Raw genomic sequence first — 20,042 nt, 5'->3', positions numbered from 1 at the left:
ATGGGTATAGATATACTGACACTGGTTACGTTTTTCCCGCTTCTTGGCGCGGCGCTCTTGGTGCTGGTTCCTAAAGAGGCAAAAGATTCCATAAAAGGGATTGCCATAATTGTCTCTTTCATCACCATGCTGATCTCCTTTTTCTTATATGTGCAGTTTGACCCCTTTGCCAATGGGATGCAGTTTGAAATCAATCTGCCATGGGTAGCCGCCTTTGGAATCAATTATCATCTGGGGATTGACGGTATTTCGCTGCTCTTGATTTTACTGACCACATTATTGGCGCTGCTGGCGATTGTTTCATCGTGGGGGGCGATTACTACCGGAGTCAAGGGGTACTATATATCGATGCTGCTGCTGGAGACCGGGATGCTGGGAGTCTTTGTCGCTCTCGACCTCTTCTTATTCTATGTCTTCTGGGAAGCGATGTTGATACCGATGTATTTCCTGATAGGTGTCTGGGGCGGACCAAGAAAAATCTATGCGGCAATAAAATTTGTTCTCTTCACGATGTTCGGGTCGCTTCTGATGCTGGTAGCGCTTCTTTATCTGTTCTTCATGTACCACGGCTATGCCGGGGAGTACAGTTTTGACCTGCTGAAGATATATCAGATGCCGATTCCGCTGGGAGCGCAGACCTACATGTTTCTGGCATTTGCGCTGGCGTTTGCCATCAAAGTGCCGGTCTGGCCCTTCCATACCTGGCTTCCCGATGCCCATGTGGAGGCGCCCACGGCCGGTTCGGTTATACTTGCCGGCGTGCTCTTGAAGATGGGAATATACGGCTTCATCCGCATCTGCCTGCCGCTATTCCCCGAGGCAACCTTAAAATTTGTGCCGCTAATATCGATTCTGGCGATTATCGGAATCATCTATGGCGCGCTGGTGGCGATGGTTCAGCGGGATGTAAAATCGCTGGTGGCATTCTCATCAGTGTCGCATCTCGGTTTTGTGATGCTGGGGATGATGGCGCTCAATGTGCAGGGGTTGGAAGGAGCCGTGATTCAGATGATTAATCATGGCATCTCCACCGGGGCGCTCTTCTTAATTGTCGGCATGATATACGAGCGGCGGCATACCCGGTTGATATCGGAGTTCGGCGGATTGGCGAAATCGATGCCGGTTTTTTCGGTGTTTTTCATGATTGTGGCATTGTCGTCAATAGGTTTGCCGCTGACAAACGGATTCGTCGGAGAGTTCTTAATACTCCTGGGAACCTTCAAGGCAAATGTCACTTACGCCGTTCTGGCGGCGACAGGAGTGATTCTTGCCGCCTGTTATATGCTCTGGATGCTGCAGAGAGTGATTTTTGGAAAGATTACGCAGACCGTAAATGAAAATCTTCATGACCTTTATGGGCGTGAAAAACTGGTCTTGATACCGCTGGTGCTCCTGATTTTCTGGATTGGAATTTATCCCAAACCGTTTTTTGTCAGGATGGAACCGGCTGTGAAAAATATTCTGGGTATGGTCCACCGCGCTGAGCGGTCCAGTCGGGACAGTGTGGATACCGCGGCGGAAAGAGTTGCTTTTCGCCTGGGAACGAAAGAGAGTTACACACTGAAAGTAGATGGAGGATGAAATGCCCGAGGTTACCATTTACACCAAGCCGGGATGCCCGTATTGCGCTGCTGCCAAGGAACATTACACCAAAGAGGGGATACCTTTTAAGGAGATAGACGTCTACTCTGTAAAAGGAGCAAAAGAAGAGGCAATACGAATTGCAGGCGGACAGGCGATTGTACCGGTCATTATTGAAGATGGAGCGGTCAAAGTAGGCTTTGGCGGAGGCTGAGGCATTTAGCAGGAACGCCCGGGTGGCGTTCTAAGGTAAAAGCGAATATGGATATAAAATCAGCGGCCCTCGATTTTGGAATTATTGCGCCAGAATTGGTGATTCTGGCAGTCGCCATGGCGCTGCTTCTCGCCGGCAATTTAATAAAGAATAAAGCGCTCATTGCCTATCTTGCCTTAGCGGGGTTGGCGGTGGCGCTTATATTGTCGCTGCAGCAATGGGATGAGCTCTCTTCAGGATTCTACGGCATGGTACAGGTGGACAACTTCGCCGTCTTCTTCAAGGTCATTTTCCTGATTGCCACGAGTGTCTCGCTTCTGATGTCGCGCGCCTATTTGATATCGCGCGGAATTGAGCGGTTCGAATTCTATCCATTGCTGCTGTTTTCGGCGATGGGGATGATGACGATGGCGGGAAGTTCCGACCTGGTGGTGATATTCCTGGGATTGGAAATAATGTCGGTGCCGCTATATGTGATGGCGGGCTTTGCGCGCCACAGCGACGAATCCAACGAGTCGGGAATTAAGTATTTCATGATGGGAGCATTTGCGACCGGATTTCTGCTTCTTGGGATTGCCTTCATCTACGGAGCAGCCGGAACCACTGATTTGCGCCGGATTGTGATGGATTTCGGTTTTCTGGCGACGCATTCGGGGCTCTTCCTGTATTCCGGGGCGGTTTTGGTGCTGATAGGATTTGGTTTCAAGGTGGCGGCAGTGCCTTTTCATATGTGGGTGCCGGACGTGTACCAGGGAGCGCCCACGCCGGTCACCGCCTTCTTCTCGGTGGCGCCAAAAGCGGCCGGATTTGCCGCGCTTCTGCGTATTTTTATTTTTGGTTTCGGTGGGATTGAGGAGCTGCAATGGCTCTTCTGGGTCGTGGCGGTGTTGACAATGACGGTCGGCAATATTCTGGCTATTTATCAGGATAATATTAAGAGACTTCTCGCATATTCTTCCATAGCGCACGCCGGTTATTTACTGGTGGCATTGACCGCCGGCGGCGAAGGGGCGGTCTCGGCCGCCATATTCTATCTTCTGGCTTATTCCTTTTTCAACCTGGGCGGTTTTGCGCTGGTAACGATGCTGGACAGCCGGGAGGGAAGCACGGCATCAATCGACGAAGTCAAAGGACTATCGGGGCGGCATCCTTACCTGGCGGCTCTCCTGGCATTCTTCATGCTCTCGCTAGCCGGTTTCCCACCGACGGCAGGATTTTTTGGGAAATTCTATATTTTCTCCGAGGCTATCAAGCAGGGTTATATCTGGCTGGCAATTATCGGCGTGATGAACAGTTTCATTTCAGTATATTATTATTTGCGGATTGTCGTGGCGGCATATTTTGGCAAGACTGACATGGAATTTATGCCGCTTTCGCTGAAGCCGGCAATGGCCGCGGTGCTACTGATTACAGCCATTGGCACCGTGGCGCTGGGATTATTCCCCCAATATTGGGTGGCTCTCACTCGCCTCAGTATCTTTTCCCTGATTTAATTTAAAGAAGACTAAAAAATCCGCCCACTTTAGCAGTGGGCGGAGATTTATATATCTGTCAATTCAGGAACCAGGCTTCAGTAATAGCATGGTTCAGCGCCGGACTTGTAGAGGTAACCAATCAGAGCGGTTACATCAAGAATATTAATCGCCCCGCTGCAGTTGACATCGCCCGCTTCCATCGGTATCGGCGCGGGACCACTTCGATACATATAGGCGAGCAAATAGGTGGCATCAAGAATATTTGTGATGCCGTTGTTATTGGCATCACCAGCCATAGCAAGATCCTGCCTCTCAAAGAGAACGGCATCGGCGTTCCCCACCAGGTGGTTCACCGGCACGGAATTGTCCAGGTATGGTGATGCCTGGCAGTCAATGGCGCTAAGGCCTATCAATGCAGTACTCTGCAGCCCCGAATTCCCGACCGAAAGATACTGAAACGTGATGTCGCCCCTCTTGGTGAGAATTATCTCAAAAGTTGTTAGAGTATCACTGGCGGAATTGAAGTTGCCGACTCGGTACCACTCAATGATGGCAGTGTCGTGCGTGGGGCTGAAATAATAGTAGATGTTTCCATGTCCCCCGCGCACGGAATCTATAGTCAGGTCATTCCAGAAGGCGGAGACAAAGGTGGAGAAAGGATTCCCCGGGATATTAAAACCGCTGAAATATCCGTTGCTGTTGACTTCCGAATCGGTGAAGGAAATGGCTCCATTCACCCCGACATAGAACTGAGTGTAGCTGCTCCCAAAGAATTTGAAGGTGAAGGGGAGATTGAATGGTCCAGCCGAGCCGTCATCCAGAGGAGTCGTCGGCGAAAAAGTATTGTAATAAGTATTCTTGGGAATCAAGGTCCCGATGCCGGTGATATCAACCCAGTTGAATGCCGGGCCACTGTCGTTGCTTGATTTGGCGGCGAAAGTGGTATCGGTGGCGCAGGGGACAGTCAAGAAGACCGGCAAGTACAGCATAGAATCAAGCGGATTGCCGCTTTGTCCCCAGGAGATTTCAACTATCCCTTTATATCTGGTCAGACTGGTAGGGATAACAGTGGCATCGATGGTTACGGTAATTACGACAGAATCAAGGGTAGGCACCGAGCCGACGCTGGGTGATGCGTTCAACCAGTTGCCGATGGTCATTTTGGGGAGTGAATCATTTCCGACCAGGTTGAAGTCGAGCGATGTCGAAGCAGAGCGGTTATGCAGCCAGACCGGAATATTGACCATAGTTCCGCCTTCCACAGAGGTGTCTATATAAATAGGACTGCTGTAAAGAGATGAAGGCGGGGCAATTGCCGGAAAGGCGGCAGCAAGGTCCGGTCGGGGACCGATATGCTGAGTAAGCAACCCCTGCTGTGGGGAACCGGTGGCATAAAGGAGATTGCGAGCGGCATCTGCCGTCATAGGAACGCCAAAAGTGGCTTTGTAGTAACCCTGCAGGCAAGCCACGGCGCCAGTCACAATGGGGGAAGCCGATGATGTCCCGGAAAAAGATGCCGTATAATGCTGATTGTAATCACCACCGCCATCAAAGAGCCCGCCGTAACCGGTGGTATAGACTCCGGCGCCATATCCCTGCAGATTAACTCTTTCGCCATAGTTGGAAAAGGAAAGGCGGGAGCGGTCGGTGCCATATGCGCCGCTGGGCGGAGCGCCGGCGCCGACGATAATGGCGCGGGAATTCCGATAGGTGGTATCAAATAACTGCCCGTAAAGCAACGGGTCATCAAAATTCTCGGCGCCGTTGCCGGCCGCCTCGACAACAATGACACCTTTCGCCCAGGCATATTGAATGGCGTCAAAATTATCCTGCCAGTATTCCATGCAGACATAACCGCGCTGGTCAGAACGAACCTGGAAATTGTAATGCGGGCCAGGGGCATGAAGCTCAATCAGAATCAGGTCGCCCGGCTGGAGATTGTCGGCGGCAACAAGAATCGCTTCGGCAGTGCTAATCGTCGCCACCGAGACCATGCCGATATCGGCGCCGGGGCAGATACCGGTGACGCCATAGCCGTTGTCTCCGGCAATCATTTCGCCAATCACCGCCGTGCCATGGTCGCCATAGGGAGCGCCTCCGCCGACAATGGTCCCGCCCAGAGCTTTCTCCAGGTCCTCATGAGTCTCGGTCCACTCAAACTCTATGTCGATAATCTTGACACCGGCGCCATCACCACCCGGCTGGGTCTTGGCATACTCGGCATCGACTCCTCCCGGGGCGGCAAAAAGATAATCCTGATAGAACTCATAATCAGGTGTTGGCGGAGCGATATCTCCGGCCGGTTCCGGAACCGGCTCGATATAGGCAATCTCCACAATATCGAGTTGATTGAGACGGTTGACTAAATCCTCCCCTTCCGCAGCCGAGTTCACCTGAATCCTATAATAGAGATTGAGGTCGGCAAGCTGGTGTTTAGAGGAAGCCTCGGCAATAATGCGGGCACGCTCAAGCTCATGCTCTGACTTTACCTTGAAATGTCTTTCAAATTGGCCGTTGATATAAGGCGCCAGCAGTCTCTCGGCTTGCCTGGCAGAGTTCAGATGGTTCGCCTCGGCCGTAAGATTATTCCCGCGCAGCCGAACCGAGGAACCCTCCTGAAACTTGACAACTACATAGCGGAAGGAGGCATCGGAGGCAATCTTGACGTTTTTCGGTTTTTCCGGGATAACACGCTGTTTAAGATAGCGAATCTCCCCCGTTGCCGGTCCCGTCGAAGCCATTTTGGGTCTGGCTGAACTTGAGAGTATGAGGACTGAGAGAAGCGCAAAGGCGAAAAACTGGGCGCGGTGTCTAAACATTATGCCTCCGGTTTTTATTCAGTAATACGTTTATATTCTTCCCAATGCTAAAGCAAACAGGAGTAAATAGATAACTTATTATCTAATATACCGAGATGTCAATTTCTGTCAACTATTCTTATTTTATCGGACAGGCAGGGAATTATTATACGCCAAAGTTGCGCAGCAGAATTGGCAAAAGGCGGCGATATTTGCTCGCCGCAGGACAGTAATCAACGATGCTGTCTCCGCTCAGAATGACTTGAGGGCATCCTCAACGGAGTCGTAAGACTTAAGAATCCTCTCAATCTGGACGATGTTAATCAGGTTTTGCACTTTTTTCGGGGTGTTGGCTATCCGCAGCTCCCCTTTGTTATTCTTGACGGTAGTGAGGATAGATATAAGCATGCCAATTCCGGAGGAGTTCATCCATTCCACATCACCCAGGTCAATCACAACTTTCTTCTTTCCGGCGTCGATCTGTTCATGAATCTGCCCGTGAAACAGAGTCGATTCTTCACCGCCCATGATTTTGCCGGAGAGGTGAAATACGACGGCGTCACCTTTAATTTCTGTTTTCACTTTCATCAGAAATCTCCTTATCAGATAATGAGCCAAATGATACGCTAATATATTCCCCGCCGTGATATTTGGCAATTGAGAATCAACTTAAAATTGAGACCGGTTGCAGGAGCTGTTAGACTTTCTCCAGACGGAGCTTGTCGTTTATCTTCTCAATCTTGACCGGATAGCGCCCGGAAAAACAGCTGACGCAGAAATTGTCGTGAGGGAGTGATGGCATAGATAACATCCCTTCAATGGAAAGATACCCCAGGGAGTCAACTTCAAGATAATCCTGTATCTCTTTCACCTTCTTTGATGAGGCGATGAGTTCCTTTTTGGTAGGCATGTCGATGCCGAAGAAACAGGGAGAGATAATGGGGGGAGAGGAGACGCGAAAATGAATCTCTTTGGCGCCGGCGGAGCGAATCAATTTGACCAGTTTCTTGGATGTGGTCCCCCGGACTATGGAATCATCAACGACTACAACCCTCTTGTCTTTAAGAACGCCTTTGACCGGATTAAACTTCACTTTAACATCCAGGTCGCGAATGGTCTGTTCGGGGTCAATAAAGGTGCGACCGACATAATGGTTCCGAATAAGCCCGATTTCGAATTTGATTCCTGATTTTTCGGAATACCCGAGGGCGGCGGTATTGGCCGAGTCTGGAATGGCGATGACGATATCGGCGTCAGCAGGATGCTCAATAGCCAGTTGACGTCCCAGTCGGCGGCGGACCTTGTCGACGTTTTCCCCGAAAATCATGGAATCGGGACGAGCAAAGTAGATGAATTCAAAAATACAGAAAGCGTGGCGCTGCTTTCTCTCAAACCGCACCGATTTTAGTCCCTTGGGACCGATTTCGAGGACTTCGCCGGGCTCGATATCGCGGACATATTTTGCTCCAATGATATCAAAGGCGCAGGTTTCGGAGGCGACAATGTAGCTTCCGTTATATTTGCCAAGGGACAGAGGCCGGAAACCGAATGGGTCGCGGGCGGCGATAATGGACTCATCAGTCAAAAACAGCAGGGAATATGCCCCTTCGACACGGCTGAGGGCTTCGCAAATCCGGTTGACCCAGTTTCGATTTCTGGATTGCGCCGCCAGATGAAGAATAATTTCAGTATCGGACGTTGTTTGAAAGATTGAGCCGGTTCGCTCGAGTTGCATCCGCAGGCTGTAGGAATTGGTGAGATTGCCATTGTGAGCGATAGCCAGTTTCTGACTCCGGTTAGTGATGAGCAAAGGCTGAATATTGGTCAGCGATGATGCCCCGGTGGTGGAATAGCGGGTATGGCCTATGGCAATGTTCCCTTTTAGACGATCGATATACTTTTTGTTGGCGAAGACCTCATTAACTTCACCCATCCCTTTATATATATATACCTGACCGTTGCCGGAGGTAACAATGCCGGCCGATTCCTGTCCGCGGTGCTGGAGAGAATATAATCCGAAGTAGGTCAGTTCGGCGGCGCGGTTATTTCCATAGATTCCAAAAATGCCGCAGTTGTCGTGCATCAGATGGGACTCTAACATACCACCCTACCTTTCCGAAAAGCGGACAATTTAATCGTCTTATAACGACTTGTCAAGGGTATCAATGGGTTCACTGTCATAAATGTGAAACAGATTGCACGGGATTTAAGTTTCCATTCATATAAACAAGACGGCGGCAAGTGCGCTATTTGTAACCTGTTGTATATTAATATAATATGGACTTGGTTGAATCTGGTAGGTCAAGTCCCGATAAAAAGTTGCTATTTGGGGCAAGGGCATATATTTTGCGGTATTACCTGCCAGGAATGATTATGCCCCGGGAATTTATGGAAAAGAAAGAGTTTCGCCAGTTTGAGATCATGCGCGATATAGCGCTGGCCGGCGCATCCGGGCGCAAGCCGCAGGAGACCGCCGAAGCGGCGCTCAAGGGAGCGATGAATCTGGTGGGGCTTTCGGCCGGCATGCTGACGATCTGGGATGAGAGCTTTACGCCATTATTGACAGTGACGCATTCGGAGACGCTTCAGGAGAGGGAAGCGTTGATGCAGTTGGAGGAGGAGTTATTTCTAAACTTGAGGCGAAAGCGACATCTGGTTTCGGCCTATCTTTCATTTGGGGGAGAGCGGCCGCTGGCGACTTTTACTTTGCCGTTAAGGAAAGGGGAAAAGATACTTGGGGCGGTGCTGGGGGTACAGCCGGGAAGCGGCACATTGGTGGGCGAAGGGGAATTTCTGGAGGCGCTGGCGGCAGCGCTTTCGCTGACTATGATTGCCGGTGGAGCGGTGGAGCCAAAAGCGACCGATATCGCTGCGCAAATCAGAAAAGAGCGTCTTGACGCTATCACCGAAATCGCGACAACTATAGCGCATGAAATTAATAATCCCTTGACGGCGGTTCTGGGGAATGTGCAACTGCTGTTGATGAAGCGGAACGACCTGGACGATGAATTGAAAAAGAAGTTAAAGGTGATAGAGGAATCGGCTCTCAGGATAAAGGATGTAACCCAGAAGTTGATAACTATAACGCAAGAGCGAGTGACGGAATATATCAACGGGACAAAAATGATCGACCTCACCGATGAGGAAAAGGCACCTTAGTTCCCCTCTTATCCCTACCTCACTCAGCGGGGCCGCTCGTTCTAGACGGGCGGCCTTAATTATTGGACTGCAGTATCACGGGCAGATGGGAGCGGGACCTCCTTTAAAGCGATAGGAGATGATGTAAGTGGCATCAAGAATATTTATAGTTCCGTTACCATTGGCATCCGCCGCCTCTACCGGATTTGGCGCCGGTCCGCCCTTAAAGCGATACGAGATAATAAAGGTGGCATCGAGAATGTTGACCGTGCCATTGCCGTTGGCGTCGCCGCAGACAAAGTTCTGGTATGGTCCGCTTTGATTGAAGATTACCGAAAATGTATGCGAGTCGCTATTTGCGACTGCCAAGTCGAAATCACCATCGCCATCGAAGTCAGCAGAACAAAGTGAATATGGGGTCAATCCGCCGGTGGAGTAAGCACCTTCTGACACAAACGCGCCGGTGCCGTTATTTAAGAGGATGGTGACGTCATCGGGCATCCTATTTGACGTTGCAATATCTATATCGCCATCACCGTCAAAATCAGCCGAGCAGCCGCCATATGCCCCGTCTCCCGCAGGATAATGAACCGGGGTTCCGATAGCCCCGCTACCGTCATTAAAGAAGATAGCGATATCATCGAGATTGGTATTTACCACAACGAGGTCAAGGTCGCTGTCTTTATCGAGGTCGGCGGAGAAGATGGCGGAGGGATATGAGTTTGATCCGGTTGAGTAATAAGATGTTGATGCAAATGTACCGTCGCCAAAATTAAGGGCAATGGCGATGTTATAACCCAAGAAATTCGAGGAAGTCAAATCAGGGTAGCTGTCACCGTTGATGTCAGCACAGTGAATACAGCGCGCCCCGTCTCCCGCCCAGTAATTAACGACAGATGCGAATGTACCATCTCCATAGTTGAACAGGAGAGAAAATTGGTCACTACTACTGCAGGAAGCGGCCAAATCAAGGTCGCCATCACCATCCAGGTCTGCTGCAAAGACGGAATAGGGATTATCCCCCACACCATAGTCGACAGAAGTAGCAAAGGTCCCGTCGCCATTGTTCATAAGGACGGATACGTTGTCTGTGGTCCGATTGGCGGTCGCCAAATCCTTGTCACCATCACCGTCCAGGTCAGCCGAAAAGACACAACCGGGATATGTTCCGACGGCATAGTTAACGGCCCCGGCGAAGGTGCCATCACCGTTGTTTTTCATAATGGAGACATCGTTAGTTCCGCCGTTTGCTGTTATCAAATCGAAGTCTGCATCACCGTCCAAGTCCGCTGCGGATATAAACCAGGGGAAGGTTGAAGCAGCGTAAATTGTATATACAGTAGCCATTCCGAAGAGCGGGTCGGGGGCGGCAGTTGCAGATGTTCCTATATCCTCTGCGGACACGGGAAAGATGACAGCAAACATTGAGGCGATAATGAGCTGAATTCCACAGGCTTTTGATAACAGTGCCATGCTGCCTCCTCAGAAGGTTGATGTTTTAGTGTGAGCAACGAAATTGCCTATTCAAACAATGAATAGATGATACATGAGCGAATTCCATGGGTTCTCGATACCATCTGCGTTCAATAAAATTTGAGCGTATCGGGTAACCGCCGGTGTGCTCGATCGGAATGCAAATTATATATGTCCTGCGGTGCTAATATATAACATAAATGGTGAAATTTGTCAATATTTAATTGCGGGGAAGCGTAGTGCATCGGTGGGATGATACCATGGTACAGGAAGTAATCATGATAGTTGCAGGGCGGGAGGAAATTGTGGTCCAATAACAAATTCACAGAAAGGAATTTATACTGCTGCGAAATTCGTCTGGGATGGGGCGGGATACTTTATCCTTGACTCTTGATGGTAGAAATCGTTAATTGATTGGCTATTATGATATTACATACAGTCGAATTTGTCGGCAGACCATAAATGAAAGGTGCGAGATGAAAGGGTTAGAATATATATTTAAACCTAAATCAGTGGCAGTAATTGGAGCCTCAACCCAGAAAGGAACAATCGGCCGGGAAATCCTTCATAACATCATTGTCAATGAATTCAACGGCAAGGTCTTCCCGGTCAATCCGAAAGCGTCGGTGATACATTCCATAAAATGTTACTCGACTATACTCGATGTTCCGGATATGGTAGATATGGCGATAATCGCCGTGCCGCGTGATTTTGTGCCGATGGTCGCGGAGCAGTGCGGGCAAAAAGGGGTGAAAGGATTGGTGGTTATTTCGGCCGGATTCAAAGAGGTAGGTGGCAGGGGGATTGAACTGGAGGACCAGCTGGTTGGAATTGTCAAAAAATATGAAATGCGGATGATTGGTCCAAACTGCTTTGGCATAGTAAATACTCATCCGGAGTACAGTCTCAATTGCACTTTCGGAAAAACGCGGGCATTGCAGGGAAGAGTGGGATTTATTTCTCAGTCGGGCGCGCTGGGGGAAGCGATTATGATTCATGCCCGGGAGTTGGGGTTAGGGTTCTCGATGGTGGCATCGATAGGGAATAAAGCGGATGTTTCGGCTAATGATGTCCTGGAATTCTTGAAAGATGACCCGGATACTGACATTATTCTGCTTTACCTGGAAAATTTCGGGAATCCGCGTCATTTCACCAAGATTGCGCGGGAGATTTCGCGCGGCAAGCCGATTGTAGCGGTGAAATCGGGAAGGACTCGACAAGGCGCGGCGGCGGCATCATCGCATACCGGCGCTCTGGCGGAACTTGATGTCGGAGTGGACGCGCTATTTGACCAGTGCGGGGTGATACGAGTATCCTCGATTGAGGAACTGTTTGATGTCGGCGCTGCTTTAGCCAACCAGCCGATGCCCAAGGGAAACAAGGTAGCCATAGTAAGCAATGCCGGCGGACCGGCGCTTCTGGCGACCGATGCCTTGATAAGCCTGGGGATGGAGCTTCCTCAGTACACTGGTGAAACAAAAGCCAAACTAAAAAAGGCGCTGACCGGTCAGGGAGAAGTGCATAATCCGCTCGACCTGGTGGCAGGCGCCGGCGGTGAGGCATTTAAGCGGGCTCTAAGCGTCGTAAAGGATGACAAGAATTTTGACTCAATATTCACCATTTGCGTGCCGCCGGTGACTATTAATCAGATGGAGGTTGCCAATTCAATTCTTGCCGGCATTGAAGGGTGCAAGAAGACCGTGCTGACATGTTTTATGGGGGCGGGCGAAGGGTCGGCGGCGGTGGAATATCTTAAGAGTCGCAATGTGCCGGTATATATTTTCCCTGAGGCGGTGGCGAAAACCTTGTCGTTGATAGACGGATATCGCAGGTGGCTGGAGCGACCGCGGGGACAGTTCAAGACTTTCCGAGTGGACAAAAAGCGCGTTCAGGAGATGATTGATAAAGCCCTGAAGAAAGGGGATAAGGCGATAGTCAGCCAGAATGCCCTGGAGATTCTGGAGGCGTATGGGATTCCCACCACCAAATGTGCCGTGGCATCTACTGAAAAAGAAGCGGTGGCGGCGGCGGAAAAGATAGGCTATCCGGTCGTCATTAAAATCAATACTCCGCAAATTCTGCATAAAACCGAATTTGGGGGAGTCATTGTCGATTTGCGAACGGCCAAAGAGGTTCGTGATGCCTTTAGCGCGCTTCGCAAAAAGCTTCCGGCGCTGAAAAAAGGGGAGAAGTATTCGGTTATCCTGCAGGAGATGGTAACCGGCGGGATTGAGACTGTAATTGGAATGACCACCGACCCATCTTTTGGGCCGCTGATAATGTTCGGATTAGGGGGAATTTATGTGGAGATTCTCAAGGATGTGGCGTTCCGGATTAATCCCCTGACGGACAACAACGTTGATGAAATGATGAAGAGCCTGAAATCATATCCGCTGCTGACCGGATTCCGCGGATCGGAACCGGTGGAGATGGATACGCTCAAAGAGTCGCTATTGCGACTGTCGCAGTTAGTGTCCGATTTTGACCAGATTTCGGAGATAGATATAAATCCCTTCATAGCCTGCTCGGCGAAAGGGAAGTCAAAGGCGGTCGATGCCAGATTCATATTGCGCGAGTCATAAACTAAGGATAGAGAGTTGACAGGAGGCGGCCATGAAATTCGAGTTGAAACATATCGGCTACTGGTCATTGATTAAAATCTCCTTTGTGGTGCATCTCATCGCCGGTTTTGCGATAGGGATTATTTTCGCGCTGTTCATTGGTTTGATGTTGTCGCTAATTGCCAATGTAGGGGAGCTGGGGGGAATGCCGCTTCCGATGGAGGAAATGCCGCCGCTGGGGATTCTTCTGGCAATGTATCCGATTATGCTCGGATTCGGCGGGGCGTTTTTCGGCACGATTTTCATGCTGATAATTGCTTTTGTTTACAATCTGACGGCGAAACTTATAGGAGGAATTGAGGTCGAATTAAGTCAGATGCCGGTGATGGTGCCGACGGCAGCGCCGCCGCAGGCATATGTGCAGTCTCATCTGTACCATCCGACCCCGCCGCCGCCACCGCCGCCGGTAGAGCCGCTGCCGCCTGATATAACACCACCGCCGGACGATAATGAACCGCGGAGACAGAGTTAAAGTTTGATGGGCCGGATTTTCTGTGACTGAAGTACGAGTAAGAATTGCGCCATCGCCGTCAGGATATCTGCATGTCGGCACAGCGCGGACGGCAATTTTCAACTGGCTTTTTGCGCGTCATCATGGCGGAAAGTTCCTGGTTCGAATCGAAGATACAGATACCGCTCGTTCTGACGCCGACCTGATTGGACCGATTATGGATGCCCTTAAGTGGCTCGGGCTTGACTGGGATGAAGAGCCGATATATCAGTCACAGCGACTGGACCAATATAAGATATATGTGAATAAACTACTGGAGTCGGGGCATGCCTATCGCTGTTTCTGCACGCCGGAAGAACTGGAAGCGGAGCGCAATAAAGCGATGGCAGAAAAACGACCGCCCAAATATGACCGAAAGTGCCTGAGACGCTCTGACGCCGAAATCAAGGCGTTGCTGGAGAAAAATACACCGTTTGCTATTCGCCTTCAAATTCCCGAAGGGGTGACAAGTTATAATGACTTGGTGCTCGGCAAGATCACTCGCCAAAACGAAGAGATTGAGGATTTGGTAATCAGCCGCGGAGACGGGCGGGCGGTTTACAATATGGCGGTGGTAGTGGATGATTTCGAGATGGGGATAACGCACGTAATCAGAGGGAATGACCATATCAGCAACACCTTCAAGCAGATTCATATCTATCGCGGATTGGGGCTGACTCCCCCGCAATTTGGACATCTGCCGTTAATCCTTCGCCCGGACCGGAAAAAAGTCTCGAAGCGTCTGGGGGATAAAGATGTCGCGGAGTACGGCAAAGAAGGGATTTTGCCCGAAGCGCTGTTTAATTTCCTCTGCCTTCTCGGTTGGTCGCCAAAGGATAACCGTGAGCTGGTAAGAAAAGAGGAACTGATTCAGATTTTCACTCTGGAAAATGTCAATGCCGCTAACCCGATTTTCAATGAAGAAAAATTGCTGGCGCTCAACAAGGAATATATAAAGTTGTATCCGGATTACAAGCTGGCGGAGATGGCCGCGCCGCTGATTGTCCAAGCCGGGCATACCTCCAAGTACTGGCTGGAAACAAGGTGGGAGTATTTCTTGAAGATTATCGGTTTGCTCAAGGAGCGGTGCCGCCGAATGACTGATTTTGTATCGCTCAGTGAATATTTCTTCCATGATGAGTTCAAATTTGAACCGGAGGCGCTGGAGAAGCAGAGGAATGAGAAGACCGCGGTGGCATTGAAAAAGCTTAAAGACCGCCTTGAAGCCGTAACCGACTTCCGAAAGGAAAAACTGGAAGAAGCTCTCGGCGAAGTTGCCGCGGAATTAGCGATAAAAAAAGGGGACTTGATTCATCCTACCCGGCTGGCTGTTTCGGGGATGACAGTAGGACCAGGGCTTTATGATATGTTGGAACTGCTGGGCAAGCTGGAGGTAATGAGGAGACTTCAAAGATTCATAGATACAATTGCGAAGTAAGGAGTTCAATTATGGATAAGAAGACCAAGCTGGAAAAAGAGATCGCGGAACTTGAAAAAAAGTTGGATAAAGACCACTTTGGGGGGCTTTTCGACCGCGCCACTCAGAAACGGAATATGAATCGGCTTCAAAAGCTCCGTAAAGAACTGGAAAATCTCGCCAAAAAGGGGAAAAAGTAAGGGATTTTGAGGGGGCGATTTGATATATTGAGACAGAATCGAAACATACATTCAGGAGTGGACTGATGCAGAGCGAGCAATATAAGGACAAAGCCGGGATACTCAAAAGCGCTATCAAAGGGGAGGAAGACGGTTATACCTTTTACAATCTCTTGGCGGAAAAGGCGACCAATCCGGAGGCAAAGAGACGTCTGGAGAATCTTCGCAACGATGAAAAACGGCATAAAGCGGTGCTGGTGAATCTTTATAAGAAGTTTGTCGGCGGCGAAATCGGGGAACTCCCGCCAAAGGGTATAAACGCTTTGGCGCAAGTATTTGAAAAGGGACGGCTAAAGAGACTTCGTTCCGAAATTGACTATATTAATCTTGCCATTGATGCCGAACTGGCGGCGACCAAGTTCTACAAAGAAGGAAAGCACTTAGTTGACGACAAAGATTTTAGGCAGATTATGGAGCAACTGGAGGACGAAGAGCACAGTCACTACGAGCTCTTGATGGCAGAACGGGAAGCGATGTCGGGAAACTACTACTGGTTTTCGACAGAAGACAGCGCTCCCATGGAAGATTAAGGGGGATGATGTTATGGAATGGGTTTGCGAAGTTTGCGGATATGTCCATAGCGGGGAGACCCCGCCGGAGAATTGCCCGGTTTGCGGTGCTCCATCCGATAAATTCTCAAAATTTGAGGGATAATTTTCCAGTGTTTGGCTTATACCGAAAAAAAGTGAAGGTGGGACAGAAAGCGCCCGACTTCACTTTGCCGTCCCACCTGGGTGGACGCGTTCGACTTTCGAGTTTCAGAGGCAAGAAAAACGTCTTATTGGCGTTTTACCCTCTGGACTGGACGCCGGTCTGAACTAACCAGATACCGTCATACGAGCGGGACTTGCCCGAGTTTGAGCGGTACAATACCCAGGTGCTGGGTATATCGGTTGATTCTATACCATGTCATCAAGCCTGGCAGAAAAGCCTGGGGGGGATAACCTATCCATTACTTTCCGACCAGTGGCCTTATGGAGAAGTCTGCCGCAAGTACGGGGTCATGACGAAGTCGGGATACAGCGAACGAGTCATAATCATTGTCGATAGGGAAGGAATCATTCGCGATATCGATGTCGTTGGGCTGGCCAATATTCCGGACAATTCCAGGACCATGGCGCAGCTGGCAAAAATTCAGGGGAGATAGCTGCCGACGGTCGCTATAAGCTCACTCCCCGGTTCTCTTTCCTGAGTATGAATACAAGGAATTTCGGGCTGAAGGTTTGCATCTGGAGGGGCACAATCGTATTATATGGAACCTCTCTGAAGCGTATAATGTTTACAGATTGAGGTAAAGAGAAATAAGTATGTATTTTGCGCTTCCCAAAGAGTATCGCGAGACCAGTGTCGAGGAATTGAAACTCCGGGCGCTGGCGGCAAAAGAACGTCTGGGGCAAAGGGCGATTATTTTAACCCATCATTACCAGCGTCTGGAAGTGGTGGAACTGGGAGATGCCGTGGGGGATTCGTATGGGCTCTCGAGGATTGCCGCTTCCCGTTCCGACGTTGACCTGATATTTTTCTGTGGCGTGCACTTTATGGCGGAAGCGGCATATGTGCTGGGGAAGGAACATCAGAGGGTCTTTCTACCCAATCCGCTTGCCGGCTGTCCGATGGCTGATATGGCGGAGATGGCTGATGTCTTCGAAGCCTGGGAAGTGCTGGAGAATTTCGGCGGCGACAAGAGGATAATGCCGATTTCTTACATGAATTCTGCGGCCGGACTGAAAGCGTTCTGCGGACGGCATGGGGGACTTATTTGCACCTCATCCAATGCCGATGCCGCCTACAAGTGGGGATTTGACAGACGGGAAAAGCTCTTCTTTTTTCCTGACCGTCATCTGGGATATAACACCGGAATCAAGTTTGGTCTTAAAGACTCCGATATGGTGGTCTGGGACTTTTCCAAAGAGAACGGAGGTCTCTCGGAAGAGCAGATCGAGAGGGCAAAGGTAATATTATGGAAGGGACATTGCCATGTCCATACCAATTTCAAGGAGGAGCATGTTTTTCAGGTTCGGGAGCAGTATCCGGGAGTTAAAGTAGTGGTTCATCCGGAATGCCCTTATGAAGTGGTCAAGCATGCCGATGCCGTTGGCTCAACCAGTTTTATTGTGAAATATGTCAACGCTCAGCCGCCCGGTTCAGTTCTGGCAATAGGAACAGAGATAAATCTGATTCATCGGCTGGCGCATGCCCATCCAGAGATGAAAATATTTGAACTCTCCGGACAGACCTGTCCGGTATGCGCCAATATGTATCGCACCACGGTGAACGACTTAACCTATTGTCTTGAAAACTTCGAGACGATGAAGCCGATTACGGTGCCGGACGACACCAAAACCTACGCCCTGATTGCCCTGGAACGGATGCTGGAAGTCCATTAGGCATCATCTAAGACGTCAAGTAATTCTCGTATTCTGATATATTGTAATATCTTACATTTTAGAGACAAAGGGCTTAAGCATCGCTCCGACTCTGATACGGGACAGGTAGTGGGAGAAGCTTACAAAAGTAGCGCCCAGAATGATTAAGCCACTGCCGAGCCATTCGGTCGGCGAGGGGAAAGTCTGCAGCAATAGAAAAGCGAAGAGGGCGGTGAAAAGCGGGGTGGTCTGGGTAATCAGGGCGGCGCGGGAGATATCAATCCGCTTAAGAGCCATCTGGTAAGTAGCCCGTCCGATAACCGGCAGAAGCAAGGAAGCCGCGATGATGAGAAGTAGAGTCTTTCCGTCAGGGACAAAGAACCGCTCGCTCTGGAAGAGGATGATGCCGAAAAGAATCGGAATCAGGAAGATATTGCGATAAAAAAGGAAACTTGCCGTCGATAACGAGGCGATATTTTTCTTAATGATTATCTCGGAAGCGGCGAAAAAGAATCCGGAGAGAATCATCAAGGTGGAGCCCTGTGAAATGACCAGATTAGTCTTGAAACGGAGGACGAAAACTCCAGACAGGGCAATAATGCCTCCCAGAATTTCCATGAAGCCCAGTTTCTCTCTCAGGATGAAGTAAGCCAGGGCGATGGTGAGAATTACTTCAAAGCGGGAAAGAAACGATGCGGTAGCCGGCTCCAGCAATTTCAAGGCGGTCATATTCAGGGTCAGGGCGGCAGCGAAAAGGAGGGAAAGGGCGAAAATCAGCGCCAGAGTCGTGGGCCGAATCTGGGCGATTTCGGCGCGGTAGCGGGCATTGAATAGAGGCAGGGCAGAAAAAACAGAGGCGGAAAGGAAGAGAAAGAAGTTGAACAGCTCGGGAGATACATTCTGGAGCCCCACTTTTGCCGGGATATTTCCAAGTCCGCAAGCCAGGGCGCATGTCAGAGCGGCCAGGTCGCCGCTTCGTTTCGGATTCATTTGCGCGGTGGCGTCCCCTTCGCCGGGGATTGGCGACTCAGCTTAAGATATAAAATCAATCCGGCCAAAAAGAGCGCAAGGGCTATGAGCTGATTGTAGGTCGGTTGAATGCCGTCAATTGTGAAATGCATCTCGCTCTCATAATAGCGGACATATTCAATGAAGAATCTGAAGACGGCTTCAATCATGAAGAATAGAGCCAGCACCTGACCGTCGAACCGTTTGTGCTGAAGCCGCCAGTGAAGAACCAGAAACAGCAGCAATCCATAGAGGGAGCTGTAGATTTGTGTGGGATGGAGATGCGCATCGCCGAAAATGTAGTATGGAATCGACTCCGGCGGGAAGGCTACACCCCATGGCAATTCGGTAGGAACGCCGAAACAGCAGCCATTCAGAAAACAGCCGACACGGGTAAACATTAAGCCAATACCGACCGTAGGGGCGAAGAGATCGAGTGTCTGAAGCAGCGGTAACTTCTTTGCCCGGATATAGAGGTAAGTGCAAATCACGGCAAGAACAATCCCTCCATACAGATTCAGACCGGCAATGCCAACCTGCCCTGATTGAAAAGGATTGATGGTATCAAGCCACCTCCCCTGGAATTCTTCGAGATGAAACAGCACATAAAAAAGACGGGCGCCAATGACACCGCTGAATATCATGATATAAGCGATGGTCATGAGCGGTTCAAAGGGAACTTTGTTTTTCCTGGCGGCGCGATAAACATAGTAAACGCCGAGCAAAAAGGAGATGGTCAGCATCAAGCCATAGCCGCGAATCGAAATCGGTCCTATATTGAAAAGCTCAGGATACATAAGGCGCAGTTTCCTTCATAATTGGGGTCTTAAGGGGAGAACTTTCGACTAAACGGTGGTGCCATCGCCTGGTAACGAATAAGACTCCCGCCGCGATAGCCGCGCCGACAACGACATCGGATACATAATGGAACCGTCCATATACTGTTCCGGCCGCAAGTAATATATTTATTGGGATGAGAAGATAACCTGCCACCGGTATATGTTTGAGCGAATAATAAAGGACAATGAGAGCGACGGCGACATGGGATGAAGGCATGCAGCCGCCATGGACCGCCCCTTTATTTATAGCCAGGTCAACCAGAGGGCGAAAGATGGGACCTGAAATAGTGTTAATATACTGTCCGGCAAAATGGTAGCGCGGACCTTCCAGAGGAAAAAGGGCGAAAAGAAGATAGGATATGAAAAAGGTAACACAGATAGCG

At 50.0% G+C, this 20,042-nt stretch carries 19 protein-coding genes; 12 read left to right on the top strand and 7 right to left on the bottom strand.

Annotated elements, in window-relative coordinates; genetic code table 11:
• From AB1690_03400 to AB1690_03390, 3 genes are read left to right on the top strand one after another with little or no spacing between them, the layout of a single operon-like run.
• Positions 1 to 1,581: an NADH-quinone oxidoreductase subunit M gene (locus tag AB1690_03400; GenBank protein ID MEW6014350.1), complete on the top strand. Its 1,581-nt coding sequence runs from the start codon at positions 1 to 3 to the stop codon at positions 1,579 to 1,581.
• Position 1,582: 1 nt separating this feature from the next.
• On the top strand, positions 1,583 to 1,795 hold the full coding sequence (locus AB1690_03395; GenBank protein MEW6014349.1) for a Uxx-star family glutaredoxin-like (seleno)protein: 213 nt from the start codon (positions 1,583 to 1,585) through the stop codon (positions 1,793 to 1,795).
• Positions 1,796 to 1,842: 47 nt separating this feature from the next.
• Complete coding sequence (locus AB1690_03390) at positions 1,843 to 3,288, top strand: NADH-quinone oxidoreductase subunit N (GenBank protein ID MEW6014348.1); 1,446 nt, start codon at positions 1,843 to 1,845, stop codon at positions 3,286 to 3,288.
• A gap of 77 nt (positions 3,289 to 3,365) precedes the next feature.
• Here the strand turns inward: AB1690_03390 and AB1690_03385 are convergent, their stop codons facing one another.
• The 3 genes from AB1690_03385 to purF form a co-directional block, all read right to left on the bottom strand.
• On the bottom strand, positions 3,366 to 6,089 hold the full coding sequence (locus AB1690_03385) for a S8 family serine peptidase (GenBank protein MEW6014347.1): 2,724 nt from the start codon (positions 6,087 to 6,089) through the stop codon (positions 3,366 to 3,368).
• A 231-nt stretch (positions 6,090 to 6,320) separates the two neighbouring features.
• Entirely contained in the window at positions 6,321 to 6,656 is a 336-nt protein-coding gene (locus tag AB1690_03380) for an STAS domain-containing protein (GenBank protein ID MEW6014346.1), read from the bottom strand.
• A 109-nt stretch (positions 6,657 to 6,765) separates the two neighbouring features.
• Positions 6,766 to 8,169, bottom strand: a complete 1,404-nt coding sequence (purF, locus tag AB1690_03375; protein ID MEW6014345.1) for an amidophosphoribosyltransferase — start codon at positions 8,167 to 8,169, stop codon at positions 6,766 to 6,768.
• 272 nt (positions 8,170 to 8,441) lie between these two features.
• Between purF and AB1690_03370 the strand changes: the two genes are divergently transcribed.
• Complete coding sequence (locus AB1690_03370; protein ID MEW6014344.1) at positions 8,442 to 9,227, top strand: histidine kinase dimerization/phospho-acceptor domain-containing protein; 786 nt, start codon at positions 8,442 to 8,444, stop codon at positions 9,225 to 9,227.
• 75 nt (positions 9,228 to 9,302) lie between these two features.
• Here the strand turns inward: AB1690_03370 and AB1690_03365 are convergent, their stop codons facing one another.
• Entirely contained in the window at positions 9,303 to 10,679 is a 1,377-nt protein-coding gene (locus AB1690_03365; GenBank protein MEW6014343.1) for a dockerin type I repeat-containing protein, read from the bottom strand.
• A gap of 476 nt (positions 10,680 to 11,155) precedes the next feature.
• Here AB1690_03365 and AB1690_03360 point away from each other — a divergent pair, with 476 nt between their 5' ends.
• The 8 genes from AB1690_03360 (at position 11,156) to nadA (ending at position 17,833) form a co-directional block, all read left to right on the top strand.
• Positions 11,156 to 13,261: an acetate--CoA ligase family protein gene (locus AB1690_03360; GenBank protein ID MEW6014342.1), complete on the top strand. Its 2,106-nt coding sequence runs from the start codon at positions 11,156 to 11,158 to the stop codon at positions 13,259 to 13,261.
• A 31-nt stretch (positions 13,262 to 13,292) separates the two neighbouring features.
• Positions 13,293 to 13,772, top strand: coding sequence for a DUF3566 domain-containing protein (locus AB1690_03355; GenBank protein MEW6014341.1), 480 nt, complete (start codon positions 13,293 to 13,295; stop codon positions 13,770 to 13,772).
• A 22-nt stretch (positions 13,773 to 13,794) separates the two neighbouring features.
• Positions 13,795 to 15,228, top strand: a complete 1,434-nt coding sequence (gltX, locus tag AB1690_03350) for a glutamate--tRNA ligase (GenBank protein ID MEW6014340.1) — start codon at positions 13,795 to 13,797, stop codon at positions 15,226 to 15,228.
• A gap of 11 nt (positions 15,229 to 15,239) precedes the next feature.
• Positions 15,240 to 15,407 carry a hypothetical protein gene (locus AB1690_03345; protein MEW6014339.1) on the top strand — a complete coding sequence of 56 codons (168 nt, stop codon included), beginning with the start codon at positions 15,240 to 15,242 and terminating at the stop codon, positions 15,405 to 15,407.
• A 65-nt stretch (positions 15,408 to 15,472) separates the two neighbouring features.
• The gene (locus AB1690_03340) at positions 15,473 to 15,976 is read left to right on the top strand and encodes a ferritin family protein (GenBank protein ID MEW6014338.1); all 504 of its coding nucleotides are present in this window, start codon (positions 15,473 to 15,475) and stop codon (positions 15,974 to 15,976) included.
• Positions 15,977 to 15,989: 13 nt separating this feature from the next.
• Complete coding sequence (locus AB1690_03335; GenBank protein MEW6014337.1) at positions 15,990 to 16,100, top strand: rubredoxin-like domain-containing protein; 111 nt, start codon at positions 15,990 to 15,992, stop codon at positions 16,098 to 16,100.
• Positions 16,063 to 16,593 carry a redoxin domain-containing protein gene (locus tag AB1690_03330; protein MEW6014336.1) on the top strand — a complete coding sequence of 177 codons (531 nt, stop codon included), beginning with the start codon at positions 16,063 to 16,065 and terminating at the stop codon, positions 16,591 to 16,593. Before AB1690_03335 ends, AB1690_03330 begins: the two co-directional genes overlap by 38 nt.
• Before the next feature lie 160 nt (positions 16,594 to 16,753).
• On the top strand, positions 16,754 to 17,833 hold the full coding sequence (nadA, locus tag AB1690_03325; GenBank protein ID MEW6014335.1) for a quinolinate synthase NadA: 1,080 nt from the start codon (positions 16,754 to 16,756) through the stop codon (positions 17,831 to 17,833).
• A 51-nt stretch (positions 17,834 to 17,884) separates the two neighbouring features.
• Here the strand turns inward: nadA and AB1690_03320 are convergent, their stop codons facing one another.
• From AB1690_03320 to AB1690_03310, 3 genes are all read right to left on the bottom strand, one after another.
• The gene (locus tag AB1690_03320) at positions 17,885 to 18,802 is read right to left on the bottom strand and encodes a DMT family transporter (protein ID MEW6014334.1); all 918 of its coding nucleotides are present in this window, start codon (positions 18,800 to 18,802) and stop codon (positions 17,885 to 17,887) included.
• On the bottom strand, positions 18,799 to 19,617 hold the full coding sequence (gene lgt / locus AB1690_03315) for a prolipoprotein diacylglyceryl transferase (protein ID MEW6014333.1): 819 nt from the start codon (positions 19,615 to 19,617) through the stop codon (positions 18,799 to 18,801). Before lgt ends, AB1690_03320 begins: the two co-directional genes overlap by 4 nt.
• A partial coding sequence (locus AB1690_03310; protein MEW6014332.1) for a phosphatase PAP2 family protein occupies positions 19,607 to 20,042 on the bottom strand: 436 nt, incomplete at its 5' end. The genes AB1690_03310 and lgt, both read right to left, overlap by 11 nt.

The organism is Candidatus Zixiibacteriota bacterium (genome assembly GCA_040753495.1).
Taxonomy (GTDB): Bacteria; Zixibacteria; MSB-5A5; order GN15; family PGXB01; genus DYGG01.
Note: the sequence above shows the minus strand (reverse complement) of the source record. Positions and strands in the feature narration are given on the sequence as shown.